The sequence below is a fragment of the Achromobacter sp. genome (assembly GCF_050285565.1).
GTDB lineage: Bacteria > Pseudomonadota > Gammaproteobacteria > Burkholderiales > Burkholderiaceae_B > Achromobacter.
The window spans coordinates 131,290-144,409 of the sequence record NZ_JBLZXG010000003.1 but is presented as its reverse complement, the minus strand read 5'-3'; the positions used below and the strand labels follow the sequence as shown (position 1 = coordinate 144,409).

Annotated in this window: 10 protein-coding genes; 1 reads left to right on the top strand and 9 read right to left on the bottom strand. The window is 67.8% G+C overall.

Annotation, left to right across the window (positions count from 1 at the left end; all coding sequences use genetic code 11):
- Positions 1–14: 14 nt before the first annotated feature.
- The 9 genes from ACN6O8_RS06585 to ACN6O8_RS06545 all read right to left on the bottom strand — a co-directional run bounded on the left by ACN6O8_RS06585 (position 15) and on the right by ACN6O8_RS06545 (position 12,289).
- Positions 15–2,711, bottom strand: a complete 2,697-nt coding sequence (locus ACN6O8_RS06585; RefSeq protein WP_427990268.1) for a type VI secretion system Vgr family protein — start codon at positions 2,709–2,711, stop codon at positions 15–17.
- Between the two features lie 16 nt (positions 2,712–2,727).
- Positions 2,728–5,412, bottom strand: coding sequence for a type VI secretion system ATPase TssH (gene tssH, locus ACN6O8_RS06580; protein ID WP_427990267.1), 2,685 nt, complete (start codon positions 5,410–5,412; stop codon positions 2,728–2,730).
- Between the two features lie 19 nt (positions 5,413–5,431).
- A complete protein-coding gene (tssG, locus tag ACN6O8_RS06575) occupies positions 5,432–6,532 on the bottom strand; it encodes a type VI secretion system baseplate subunit TssG (RefSeq protein WP_427990266.1) in 1,101 nt (366 codons plus the stop codon).
- Positions 6,496–8,334 (bottom strand): type VI secretion system baseplate subunit TssF, encoded by a 1,839-nt coding sequence (tssF, locus tag ACN6O8_RS06570; protein ID WP_427990265.1) that lies wholly within the window; start codon positions 8,332–8,334, stop codon positions 6,496–6,498. Before tssF ends, tssG begins: the two co-directional genes overlap by 37 nt.
- Before the next feature lie 53 nt (positions 8,335–8,387).
- A complete protein-coding gene (gene tssE / locus ACN6O8_RS06565; protein WP_427990677.1) occupies positions 8,388–8,873 on the bottom strand; it encodes a type VI secretion system baseplate subunit TssE in 486 nt (161 codons plus the stop codon).
- Between the two features lie 70 nt (positions 8,874–8,943).
- Positions 8,944–9,447 carry an Hcp family type VI secretion system effector gene (locus tag ACN6O8_RS06560; RefSeq protein ID WP_006384074.1) on the bottom strand — a complete coding sequence of 168 codons (504 nt, stop codon included), beginning with the start codon at positions 9,445–9,447 and terminating at the stop codon, positions 8,944–8,946.
- Between the two features lie 40 nt (positions 9,448–9,487).
- Positions 9,488–10,981 carry a type VI secretion system contractile sheath large subunit gene (gene tssC / locus ACN6O8_RS06555; protein WP_427990264.1) on the bottom strand — a complete coding sequence of 498 codons (1,494 nt, stop codon included), beginning with the start codon at positions 10,979–10,981 and terminating at the stop codon, positions 9,488–9,490.
- Complete coding sequence (tssB, locus tag ACN6O8_RS06550; protein WP_006384072.1) at positions 10,974–11,498, bottom strand: type VI secretion system contractile sheath small subunit; 525 nt, start codon at positions 11,496–11,498, stop codon at positions 10,974–10,976. The genes tssC and tssB overlap by 8 nt, the downstream gene beginning before the upstream one ends.
- A 68-nt stretch (positions 11,499–11,566) precedes the next feature.
- Entirely contained in the window at positions 11,567–12,289 is a 723-nt protein-coding gene (locus ACN6O8_RS06545; RefSeq protein ID WP_427990263.1) for a hypothetical protein, read from the bottom strand.
- Positions 12,290–12,445: 156 nt separating this feature from the next.
- Here ACN6O8_RS06545 and tssJ point away from each other — a divergent pair, with 156 nt between their 5' ends.
- On the top strand, positions 12,446–13,063 hold the full coding sequence (tssJ, locus tag ACN6O8_RS06540) for a type VI secretion system lipoprotein TssJ (RefSeq protein WP_427990262.1): 618 nt from the start codon (positions 12,446–12,448) through the stop codon (positions 13,061–13,063).
- The last annotated feature ends 57 nt before the right edge of the window (positions 13,064–13,120 follow it).

Below are 13,120 nucleotides of genomic sequence, written 5' to 3'. Positions count from 1 at the left end.
CCATGGGAGCCGCCCTAGCCCAACGGCACGACCGCGCCGCCGCGCTGCGCCGCGCCGCGCACCCGCGCTTCGCACAGGGGGCTGGCTTCGTTGAAGGCCAGGTTCGCGCGGGTGGTCTGCGGCCCGACCCAGCTATGCGCGCCCGCCTTCAGTTCGACCTTGCCCGGCGCGTGCAACTGGATGCCGCCGCCTTCCAGCCGCAGGTAGGCGCCGCCGGCGGTGGCCAGCACGCGCTGCTTGGCCTGCACCAGCACGGCGGCGCTGGCCGAGGCGAAGGTCACGGCCCTCTCGGCCGTCAACGTCATCTTGGCATCCTGGCTGTGCAGGCGCAGCTTGCCGCCCGCCGCGTGCAGCCGCAGGCCGCGATCCTGCACGGCGCGGCCGCCGCCCGCCTCGTGGCCGAGCGTGAACAGCACCACGCCGGCCGCCACGCCCATGGCCAGGTTGGCGCTGCTGGCCCAGTTCACGTCCGGCGCCACCTGCGTCAGGGTGCCCCCGGCCACCAGGAAGGCGTTGCCCGGCGTGTATTGGCCGATGCCGCTGGGCGCGCTGACCTGGATGTGCGGTTCGCGGTAGGCCGCCACCTTGGCCCCGCCGCCGCGCGCGCCGGGGTCGTCCAGGGTGGCCTCGACCACGTCGCGCACGTGCTCGAGCGCCTCATGCGCCGGCAGCGCCTGCGGGTCGCCATCCAGTATCGCCTTCTGCTTGACCGCGATATCGCCCAATTCCTTGGCCGATTCCAGGGCGGCGTCGATCTGCTTGGCGGCCTCGGCGCTATCGAGCAGCGCGCCCTCGGCGTTCTCGCGCACGTCCGCGCTGATCAGCAGGCCCAGCCCGCCGCGCAACGCTACGGCCTCCTTGGTCGACAGCTCGGCGCCGTGGCCCAGGTCATCCAGGCGCTCGTTGTCGCGCTGCTGCTTGACGTGGCCCAGGTTCAGGCGCGAATCGGCCTGCGTGGTCGAGGCGGTCAGGCGCGACTGGCCCGGCGTGTCGTCCTGCACCAACTGGTTGTAGCCGCCCGTGCCCGCGCCGCTGGTGGCCAGCGCCTGGGTCTTGAAGCCCGACATCACCGCGTTATGGGCGTGGCCGCCGCTGCCGCCCGCGAACCAGGCCGGCGCGTTGCCGGTGGCGTTGGCGCCGCCGGCCTGCACCTGGTTGTGCGGCGCATCCTCGGCCCCCTCGCCGTTGTACAGCGCGCCCACCACTACCGGGCGGTCGATATCGCCGTGCAGGAATTCCACCAGCACTTCCTGGCCGACGCGCGGCACGAAGTGGCCGCCCCAGTCGCCGCCAGCCACCGGTTCGGCCACCCGCACCCAGGTGCCCAGTTCGTCCTTGGCCGGCGCGTTCTCGTCACCCGACGGATGCGCCAGCCGGCTGCTGGAGGCCTTGCCGCGCTGCCAGTGAAATTGCACTTTGATGCGGTGGTCGCGGTCGGTGTGCACCGGTTCCTCGGCCCCCACCACCAGCGCCGTCTGGGCGCCGAACACGGTGGGACGCGGGTGCAGGCGCGCGCCATGGCCGTCCCGCGTCGCGGGGCGGAATTCGGTATCGCTGCCGATGCAGGTGAAGGTATTGCGGTAGAACTCGGTTTCTTCGCCTTGGCCGCCCAAGGCCTCGCTCACGGCGCGGCCGAGGTCGGCGTCGAAGTTGTTGCGGGCCTGGTGCGTGATCGCGATCACCACGAACGTGGACGGGCCGCCCTGCTGGTAATGGCCGGTCAGCGCGAAGCGCTGGCCCGGGGCCAGCGTGCGCACGGTGCCGGCGCCCTCGACGCTTTGCTGGCGCACGCGCAGCGCGGCCAGGGCGTTGTGCGCCAGGCGTTCGCCCTGCGCGCTGTCTTCGTAGGCGTACTGGCCCGGGTAGTCGTCGCAGGTCAGCTCCAGCGTGTTGGCCAGCTTGCCGGCGTCCGCCTGCGCCGACACCGGCCGCGACTGGGTACTGCGGTAATCCCAACTGGCCAGGCGCACAGCGTTGGTCTGCCAGCGCTGGCGCGGGCTCCAGCGCTGGATGCTGTCTTCGGTCTCGGTCACGTCGGCGCGCGCGAACCGCACGCTGGCCTGCGGGCCGGCCTTGAAGGCGCCGTTGTGGTCGGCGATGACCAGGGTATGGCCGTCGTCGGCCGGCTCGACCCAATAGAACAGGCCTTCTTCGGCCAGCAGCCGTTCGACGAAGGCGTAATCGGTTTCGCGGTACTGGATGGTCAGGCTGCGCTTGGCGTAGGCGGCGCGGTCCTTCACGTCCCAGCGCCATTGCGGCACCAGCGTGCCCTGGCCCTTGTAGTCGCCGAAGATGCTGTCCACGATGTCGAACACCGTCTTGTCCTGGTAGGCGAAGCTGTCGCGGCGCGCCCGCAGGAAGGCCAGCCACGGCTCCACGGTCAGGCCATAGCGCGCCAGGCCGCCATTGGCGCCCAGGAACCGCGCGGCGGTGGCGTGGCCGTGCCACAGGCGCGGCCGTTCGCGGTCCAGCGCGGTCTGCAGGCGCAACGTCACGGGCTGGCCCAGCAAGGCCTGCAGCGGAATGTGCGCGTCGTCGGAGAGCGCGGTGAGCTCCAGCCGGAAAGCGCCGTCGCTGAGCTGTTCGGTGGCCGACAAGGTCTCGGCCACCAGACGGTTCTCGCCCAGCGGCGTGCGCAGATCCAACAGGCGGTTGGCCTGCGCGATGCCGGCGCGGGCCAGGCGGGACAATCCAGAAGCATCCTGGGGCATGGTCTCGGCTCCGGGCTCAGGTCAGACGGTAACGGAAGTCGCCGTTCTTGCCGGCGGTGACGCGGATGCGCGCGATCGCCTCGCCCTGCGCCATACGGCCCAGCACTTGCTCGGCGATCTGCGGCAGCAGCGTGCCGTTCAAGATGTGGTCGACGTTGCGCGCGCCGGTGTCGACCTCGGTGCAGCGCGCCAGCACGGCCTCGACCAGCGCCTCGTCCCACTCGAACAGCGCGCGGTGGTTGGCCTGCACGCGCTCGGCGATGCGGGCCAGCTTCAGGCCGATGATGCGCGCCAGCGCGTCGTCATCCACCGGGTAGTAGGCGATGGTCTTCATGCGTCCCAGGAAGGCCGGCTTGAACGCCTTGTACAACTGCGGCGCCAGCAATTCCTGCAATGCCTGCGGATCCGGCCGTTCCTGGGCGGCCTTGTTCAGGCAGGCCTGCATGATGGTCGACGAGCCGACGTTGGAAGTCAGGATGATGAGCGTATTGCGGAAGTCGATCTCGCGCCCTTCGGCGTCGTCCATCACGCCCTTGTCGAACACCTGGAAGAACAGCTCCAGCACGTCGGGATGGGCCTTTTCGATTTCGTCCAGCAGCACCACGCTGTACGGCTGGCGGCGCACGGCTTCGGTCAGCACGCCGCCTTCGCCGTAGCCGACGTAGCCCGGCGGCGAGCCTTTCAGGCCCGAGACGCTGTGGGCCTCCTGGTATTCGCTCATGTTGATGGTGACCAGCTTGCGTTCGCCGCCGTACAGGATGTCGGCCACCGCCAGCGCGGTCTCGGTCTTGCCCACGCCCGAGGGGCCGACAAACAGGAACACGCCCTTGGGCTTGTTGGGGTCTTCCAGACCGGCGCGCGCGGTGCGCACGCGCTGGGCGATGGCATGCAGCGCGTGGTCCTGGCCGATCACGCGCTCGGCCAGCAGCGGCTGCAGTTGCAGCACGGTGCGGATCTCGTCATTGACCATGCGGCCCAGCGGGATGCCGGTCCAGGCCGAGACGATCTCGGCGATCACCTGCGCATCGACGTAGGCCGGCACCAGCGGCGCCTCGCCCTGCAGGGCGCGCAACTGCTGCTGCAGTTCGGCCAATTGCGCCTGCGCGGGCGTCGGCTCGGCGGCCTTGGCGCCGCGGCGCTTGCTGGCGGCTTCGGGCTCCGGCTCCTGGCCCGCGGCCTCCAGTTCCTCGCGCAGCGCGTGAATCTGCCGCACCAGCTCGCTCTCCTGGGCCAGGCGCGCTTCGGCGGCGGCCAGTTGCTGGCCGATCGCGTCCATTTCCTCGTCCAGCTCGCGCAGGCGGGCCGGCTGCGCGGCGCCGGCGGCGGCCTCGCGGCGCAGCGCCGCGCGTTCGGTTTCCAGGCGCGCCAGCCGGTGGCGGGCGTCATCGATCAGGGCCGGCGTGGCGCTGCGGCCCAGCGCCACCCGGGCGCAGGCGGTATCCAGCACGCCGACCGCCTTGTCAGGCAGTTGGCGGCCGCTGATGTAGCGGTGCGACAGGCGCGCCGCCGCGACGATGGCTTCGTCCAGGATGCGCACGCCGAAATGCTGCTCCATCAGCGGCGCCATGCCGCGCAGCATGCTGGCGGCCAGCGTCTCGCTGGGCTCCTCCACCTTGACCACCTGGAAGCGCCGCGCCAGCGCGGCGTCCTTCTCGAAGTACTTCTTGTATTCGCTCCAGGTGGTGGCGGCGATGGTGCGCAGTTCGCCGCGCGCCAGCGCCGGCTTGAGCAGGTTGGCGGCATCGTTCTGACCGGCCTGGCCGCCCGCGCCGATCATGGTGTGGGCTTCGTCGATGAACAGGATGATGGGCGTGGGGCTCTGCTTGACTTCGTCGATCACGCTTTTCAGGCGGTTCTCGAATTCGCCCTTGACGCTGGCGCCGGCCTGCAACAGGCCCATGTCCAGCGTGCGCAGCGCCACGCCGGCCAACGCCGGCGGCACATCGCCGGCCACGATGCGCAGCGCCAGCCCCTCGACCACCGCGGTCTTGCCAACGCCGGCCTCGCCGGTCAGGATGGGGTTGTTCTGGCGCCGCCGCGTCAGGATGTCGATCATCTGCCGGATCTCGGCATCGCGGCCGATCACCGGATCGATCTTGCCCTCGCGGGCGCGTTCGGTCAGGTTGGTGGTGTATTGATCCAGCGCCGGCGTCTTGGACAGCGCCGCCGCCGGCGACGCGGCCTCGTCCTGCGCCGCGCCGTCACCCAGCGCCACCGACTGGCCGGCCTCTTCCGAGCCGGCCGTCAGCGCCGCGAAATCGTGCTTCAGCTCGTCCAGCCGGAACGATTCGAACAGGTGCGAACCGCGCCGCGCCAGCGCCGCCAGATCGGGTTCGGTCAGCAGCGCCAGCAGCAGATGGCCGGAACGGATGCGGGTGGTCTGGGTATCCAGCGACGCGATCAGCCAGGCATGCTCGAACAGGCGCGGCAGGTGCGGCGAGAACACCGGCGTGCGGGTGTTGCCGTTCTTGAAGCCGCGGATCTCGGCGTTCAGGTCGGCTTCCAGCACCGAGGCCTCGATGCCGCTGCGGCGCGCCACGATGCTGAAGTCGCTGGCGGGCTTTTCCAGCAGCGCCAGGAACAGGTGTTCCAGGTCCACCTCGTAGTGGCCTTGCGCCATGCACAGGCTGGCGGCGCGTTCGGCGGCCTGGCGGCAGGTCTGGTTCAGTTTCCCGATCAGGGTTTTCAGGGGAGTGGCCATGTTCTGGATTGTCTTGTTCTTAGTGGATGGTGTGCAGTTCGTAGCTGGCGTCGTCGCGGTCCGACGCCGCCGGTTCGGTGCAGAGAAAGGAGTTCCAGCCCAGGCGCGCGCCGCCGCCCTCGGCGTCGCCGCCCAGCGCGCTGCCGGCGACGTCTTCCTTGGCCATGACCAGGCGCACCTCGTATTCGAAGCTCAGTCCGCCAAACATCGTCAGCAGCTTTTCCAGCGCCTGCGCGCGCGCGCCGCCGGGCAGGAAGTCGGCGAACGCCGACTTCGACAGCGGGCCGATCCACAGGCGGATGCGCAGGTCGCGCTGCCAGATGCGTTCGCCGGCCATGGCGGACACGCCCAGCACCGCGCCGGGCCGGCCGAGCTGGGTGCGGTTCTCGGGCGGCACGTGGTACCAGCGGCCGACGAACTGCTCGACCCGCAGCGCCACCCGGAAGTAGTCGGCCAACACCCGCTGCAGATACGCAGCCGACACCGGTCGCTGCCGCGCCGCCGCCGCGTAGTGCGCCAGCGATTCGTCGAACACGCGGCCTTCGCCGGCATGCAGGCGGTCGCGCAGCGCCGGATGGCCGACCCCGCCCAGCGCCAGCAGCAACGGCAGGTAGTGGTGATCCTGCTCGGTTTCGTGCCGCAGCGGCATGCGGTACTTCTTCCAGGCCGCATAGAACAGGGCCGCGGCCCGGTTCGAGAAAATATCGAAGAAGGCCCGCGCGCCGCGGTCGCGCGTGGCGCTTTCGCGCTGGCTCAGGATCTCGGAATAATGCAGCGGCAGAGCGCCCTGCCCGCCCAGCAGGCCGAAAAACGCCGGTTCGATTTCCACCCGGCCCAACGTGCCGGCGGCCAGCGCCGCCAGGCGCGCCTCGGCGTCGTGCAGGGCCTGGCCGTTCTTGTCGAAAGCCGTCAGCCCGGCGATCTCGCTGGCGGGAAACCCCAGCGACGACGAGTTGACAAAGCGCAGGTGCGCCGGCACGGCGTTCCTGGCGCGCGTGCCTTCCTGGCGCGCGAACCACAGCTCCAGCACCCGCACGGCCTGGAAGAACTTGAAGCGCTGCGGCTCGGCCAGCAGCGCTTCGATTACGCTAGGATCGCGTCGCCGTTGCATGGGGGACACCGCAGGATTTCTTCCGCGCCACGGCGCGACAGCACCACCAACTGCACGAAGCTGTTGGCGTGCACGTAAAGGCCGAAGAAGCGATTGATCACCGCCACGAAGGCATGCAGGCTGGTGCCCACGAAATTGTCTTCGTTGATCGTCAGCCGGATCTCGATGCCGCGCACGAAGGTGGCGAATGGCTGGCCCGGCATCCAGTGGGTGGCCGGCTTGTAGTCCAGCCCCACCAGCCCCTCGATCTGGCGCGCCGCCACCGCCGCGTGCGACAGGTCGTACAGGCGCAGCGTTTCCTTCAGCGCCGGCAGGCCGCTGTGCACCAGCGACAGGTGGTTCAGCGCCAGATGCGAGATCAGCCGCCAGTGCGCCGCGCGGCCCTGCTGGAAACGATGCGAGTGGGTCGGACGGCGCAGCATGCGGATCTCGCGCGCCACCGAACCGCCTTCCAGGAACAGGTCGCCGCCCGGCTGGCCCACCGCCAGATGCGCGGGCAGATCACGGTTGGTGCAGGTCAGTTCCAGGCTCAGCGTTTCGGTCTGCGGCAGGGCGGGGTTGAAATCGATGTCGACGATGGACATCTCCATCTCGTAGCCCGGACTGCGCTCGGCCACCATCGGATCGCGCCGCGCGGTCCAGTAATGGCTGGCGCCTTCGGGGGTCTCGCCGTGATGCAGCGAATAGAACGGCCGGAACTCCACCACCGAATCGCCCTGCGCGTTCTGCCGCACCAGCCGCACGCGGTCGATGGAATAGACCTCGTAGCCGTAGGCGCGGCGCGCATCGGCCACCACCGGATACGAGGCCGCCGCGTGCGTGACGCGGATGGGATCGGCGCGCTGTTCGAACAGATTGATCACCGGCGTGCAGCCCAGCCGGAAGTTGTCGACCGACGCCGATTCCAGCAGGCGCGCGGTGTTCGAGTCGGCGCGCAGCCCCTTGACCGGCAGGTGCAGCGTGAATTCGCGCACCGGCCCCACCGCGCGCCGCAGCGCCGCCAGGTCGATGTCGACGAAGTTGAATTTCTCGGAAAAAACAAAGTATTCGGCCAGCAGCCGGTAGGCCGGATGCGAGCTGGCCGGAAAATCGATCAAGGCGTCTTCCTCGGCCAGCCCCACCTGCGCCAGCGGCACCTCGGGCAGCCGGTGCCAGCGGCCGGGCTGGGTCTCGACGTAAGCCGCGGCGGTGCGCAGGAACAGGCAATCGCGCAGCGCCGCCACGAACGACGGCTCGCCGTGCAGGTAAACCCGCAGGCGGTCGCTCGCCAGCGTGGCGAAGCTCTGGGTTTCGGCCAGGCAAGCCAGCGTCAGCGACAGGCGGCCGGTGACGCCCGGCGGCAACTGCGTGGACGAGGGCGCATTGGCGGTGGACGCGAACGTGGCCTGGCGGATGGCCACGGGCGCCAGCGTCACGTCGTAGGCCGTGCGAAAGCGGCAGGCCACCCCGCGCACGGCGTGCGACTTCAATTCGGTGCCCCGCGCCAGGCGCACCGGCGCGGTCAGTTGGGCCGCCATCCCGCCCATGTCGAACTGCGCGATCGAACACGACGGAAACGGCCGCAGGTAATGCGGGTACATCACCTCGAACAACGCTTCGGTGAATTCCGGGTAGTCGTCGTCCAGCTTCTTGTTGATGCGCGCCCCCAGCAGGGCGAACGATTCGATCATCCGCTCGACGTGCGGATCCTCGCAGGTTTCCCCCGACAATCCCAGGCGCGCCGCGATCTTCGGATAGCGCTGGGCGAAATCGCGCGACGAGCCGCGCAGGAACCCCAACTCGCGTTCGTAATACGGCAGCAGTTCTTCCATCTTTCCCTTCCTCGCCGGCGGCTGGCCACCGGCGCCCGCGTGCGTTTATGTTTTCAGGCGGCCGCCGCGGCCTTGGCCCAGCCCTTGCTGACCGAATACTGCAGCGTCGAGGGCTGCAGGGTCGCGTCGAACGTCACCGGTTCATGGGCCGGGCCGACGTCCAGCATCGCCGTGATCGCGAAATACAGCACCGACGTGGCGCGGCTGTCGACCTGCAACACCACCCGCACGTGTGTCAAGCGCGGCTCGTGGCGGGCGATGGCCTGCTCCAGCGACCGGCAGATGAATTCCCGATCGTAGTGGCTGGCCAGGCTCAGCCCCGAGAAATCCGACAGGCCGTAGGTCAGGATCGAGCGCTGGCAATTCGGATAGCGCTTGAGCGACGCCTCGGTGAAGACCATGCGGGTATTGAGCAGGGCCTCAATGTCGCGCGCGACGGTTTCCTTGATTTCCTCGACGGACAGGCGGCGCAGCGCGTGCGGCACCGCGCCGTCGGCATCGAACAACTTGTCGAACAGGCTGGGCTCGAATCCCTTCATCACGGACCTCTTTCCGGAAAACCGCGGCCCGCCGTGGGGCCGCGGCCTTCGCCTTGGCGCGCGGTCGGGGTCAGACCGAGTAGGTCTTGTCGTTCTTGGTCAGGCTCCAGGCGCCCTGGGAATTGCCGCCCTGGTTGCCGCCGACCTTCTGCTGCGTGTACTTCCACTGCACCGCGGCGTACTTCAGCGAGAACGATTCGTGCGGCAGGCCTTCGCTGACCACTTCCGGCGCCACGCGCGAGATGATCACGTACTTGAGCTTGATTTCCAGGTACTTGACGCGGTTGCCCTCGCCGTCGGCGCGCAGGAAATCGATGGTCACTTCGTCAAAGGTGGTGCCGCCCGAGGCGTGCTGGTACAGCAGCGGGCTGACCACGTCCAAGTCCTTGGTGAAGACCATTTCGCCGTGCTCGGTGCGCTCGGCGGTGTGGCCGCCCGAAGTCGAGGCGGTGGCCGAACGCGGCTGGATAATCTCGTGGCGCCAGGAACCGACTTCGATCCAGTCCGGGTGATCCTTGTCCTGGGACTCGCCCTTGAGGGCGGGATTGCCGAATTTGACGTAGATGTCCTTCATTAAAGTACTCTCCGGTTAAAAGCTTTGGATCAGACGGTCATCACGATTTCTGGGCCTGGGCGGGCAGTTCCGCCACCAGGCGCAGGGAAATCGACAGCTCGTCGAGTTGGAAATGCGGCCGCAGGAACGCCACGGCCCGGAACACGCCGGGACGCCCCGGCACTTCGGCTACCTGCACCGATGCTTCCCGCAGCGGGAATTGCGCTTTCTGCTCCTGGTTGGCGTTGTCGTCCAACAGCACGTACTGCGAGACCCAGCGGTTCAGGAAGCTCTCGACCGATTGCGCGGACGCAAAACTGCCGATCTTGTCGCGCATCATGGCCTTCAGGTAGTGAGCCACGCGCGACACCGAAAAGATGTACTGCAACTGCGCCGACAGCACCGCGTTGGCGTTGGCGCTGTCGGTGTTGTATTTCTTGGCCTTCTGCACCGATTGGGCGCCGAAGAACGCCGCGTAGTCGGAGTTCTTGCAATGCACCAGCGGGATCAGGCCGAGGTCGCTCAGCTCCTTCTCGCGCCGGTCGGTGATGGCGATTTCGGTCGGGCATTTCAGCGCGATCTCGCCGTCGTCGGTCTTGAAGGTGTGGGTCGGCAGGTTCTCGACCAGACCGCCGCCTTCGACGCCGCGGATCGCCGCGCACCAGCCGAAGTCGGCGAAGGCCGCCGTCAGGCGCGCGCCGAAGGCCCAGGCGGCGTTGCACCACAGGTACTTGGAATGGTCGGTGCCGTCGACATCCTCGACGAAGTTGAAGCCTTCCACCGAGGTGCCCTCTTTCGGGTCGTACGGCAGGCGGCCCAGGAAACGCGGCATGGTCAGGCCGACATAGCGCGAGTCCTCGGAATCGCGGAAGCTGCGCCACTTGGTGTATTCGACCGTGTCGAACACCTTGGCCAGGTCGCGCGGGCGGCCCAGGTCGGCGAAGCTGTCCAGGCCCAGCAGCTCGGGCGAGGCCGAGGCGATGAACGGCGCGTGCGAGGCCGCGGCCACATGCGACATCTGCTCGATGAAGTACATGTCCTCGGGCTGGCGGGTGATCTCGAAATTGCCCAGCAGCGCGCCAAAGGGCGAACCGCCGAAGGTGCCGAATTCCTCTTCGTAGACCTTCTTGAACATCAAGCTCTGGTCGAAGTCGATGGCGGTCTGGAAGTCGCGCACCAGGTCGCGCTTGGTGACGTTGAGCACCTTGATCTTGAGCATCGGCCCGGTGTTGCTTTCCTGGCACAGGTAATGCAGGCCGCGCCAGGTGCTTTCGAGCTTCTGGAACTCGGCGCCGTGCATGACTTCGCTGAGCTGCGCGGAGATCAGACGGTCGAGCTCGGCCACGCGGGCATCGAGCATGGCCGACAGGTTGTCCGACACCACCACGGTGCCCTTCATGACTTCGCGCGCCAGTTCGCCGATCAGGTCCTTGGCGCGATCGTGCTCGGCGCTGGACTTGGCCACCCGGCTCTGCTCGACGATCTGGTCGAGCAGGCCCGAATCGGCGGCGGCGGCCGGAGTGGACGCGTTCTGCGCGGCGGCGGAATTACTCATTGCTGCCTCCCTTGCCGTCCTTGCCGGCTTCGCTGGTCAGTTGCTGCAGTTTTTCCGTGCTGCTGAGCACTTCGCCCAGCAGGTCTTCCAGCTTGTCGTTGCCGGCCAGCTTGTTGCGCAGGTCGGCCAGCTTGGTGCGGATCTCCAGCAATTCCTTGAGCGGCTCGATCTGCTGCACCACGGCCTCGGGGCGGAAGTCTTCGATCGAGCGGAACTTCAGGTCGACGCCGAAGGTGCCGCCCTCGTCGGTCAGGCGGTTCTTGACGCGGTAGGCGGCGCGCGGTTCGAGGCCGCGCATCACGTCGTCGAAGTTGTCGACATCGATGTTGACGAACTTGCGGTCCTTCAGGCGCGGCAGCTCGGCTTCCGACTGCGCGCTGAAGTCGCCCACCACGCCCACGACAAAGGGCAGTTCCTTCTGCTCGATCGCGTCGCCCTTCTCGACGTCATAGGTCAACTGAACGCGCGGCGGGCGTACTTTCTGGAGTCTTTTCTGAACGCTTTCTTTCTTAGCCATGGAGGGCTCCAAGCGGATGCGTATTGACGAAGGCAAGCGGGCCCGGCCAGCCGGGCCCGGCGGGCCGATCAGGGTTTATTGAGGAGATTGCCGAACGGATCCGGCGCGCGGCCCGAGGCAGGCGGCGCCGTCTGGGTCGACGGCGTGGCGCCGCTGGTGGATGCCGGCCGGGCCGCGGGCGCCGCGCTGGCGCCGCTGCTGCTGGCGGCAGCCGGCGTAGCGGACGCGGGCGTGGCGCTGGCAGGCGCACCAGCCGCCGGCGTCGCCGTGGCGGCACTGTCATTGCGCGGCTTGGGCGGACGCGTGCCGCCACTGCGCGGCGGCTTGCGGCCCTCGGGGAACAACACATCCTGGCCCAGCGTTTCGCGCATGGCGGCGGCCAGGGCCACCGCGTCGTTGCGCGCATTGCCCGCCAGCAGCGTGTCGGCGCGCAGGTCGGCCAGCGATTGCATGGCGACCCGCAAACCGCCGACAGCGCGCACCGTCTTGGCGGTGAAGTCATTGGCGTCGCGGTTCAGCGCTTCGTCGGCGGCGACGATGGCTTCCCCGTACTTCTGCTCGTCGAAACGGATCTTGGCGATGTACGACCAGGGCTCGCCACGCGAGGGATTGCGTTGCGCGATTTCCTGGAATTGCGCAACGGCCTCGTCTCCCCCCTTGTTGGCCAGCGTCTCGGTGGCCTGGGCGATCGACTGCTTGTATTCAGCGTCCGACTGAGGCTTGCTGGTGGTGGCGCAACCGGCCATTAACACCACCATGCCACCTATGAGGAAATACCGGGAAAGTTGCATTTTTTGGGCACGTGTCTGATGTAACCAAGGGCCGCGTATTTCAACAACTTTTTGTTAGTACACCACTACAGTGCATTACGTCATGTAACGCGCCGCGAAATGTCGCTCAACACGCCGTCATCTGTATGTTGTCGCAATCATCCGGTATAAAGAGCCATGTCAAAACATCTCAATTTATCGCGATGCCTGGCGGCCACGATGCTCATCGCGGCAGTGCCCGTCATTAATGGTTGTGCGGCGGTTTCCGCCCTTGGCGCCGTCGCCGGAATCACCGGCACCGCACTCGATGCGGCCGGCCTGAAAAAGGATCCGAATGCGCCCACGGACGTGAAATTGGCGATACACGCCGGAGAAAATTTGAATGCGAGCAGCGGCCAGCCAACCGCCGTCGTTACGAAAGCATACTATTTGAAGAACGCCGAGGCATTTCAGCGCGCACCGCTCACGCAATTGGTTGATACTGCGCAGGAGAAGGCGGCACTGGGCGATAGTCTCATCGCTTCGCGCGAAATCACCCTGACGCCAGGCCAGCGTTTCGAGAACGTCGAGAAGGTGCCCAAGGGCGCCGCGTATATCGCCGTTGCCGCCTTGTTTTACGCGCCCGCGCCGCAGCGCTGGAAATATGTGTTCGAGGTCAAAGCGGTCGAAGACACCGGCATCGTGCTGGGCGCGCATGCCTGCGCCATGACGGTCGCCACCGGCAAGATCGTGCTGCCGCCGGGCATGCCCGCGTTCGATCCGTCGCGGCTCGGTTCGTTGCCATGTCCGAACTGAGCGCGGCGCGAGCCGGATGCGGTTACCGAAACGTCCTCTTTATATAGCTAGCCATAA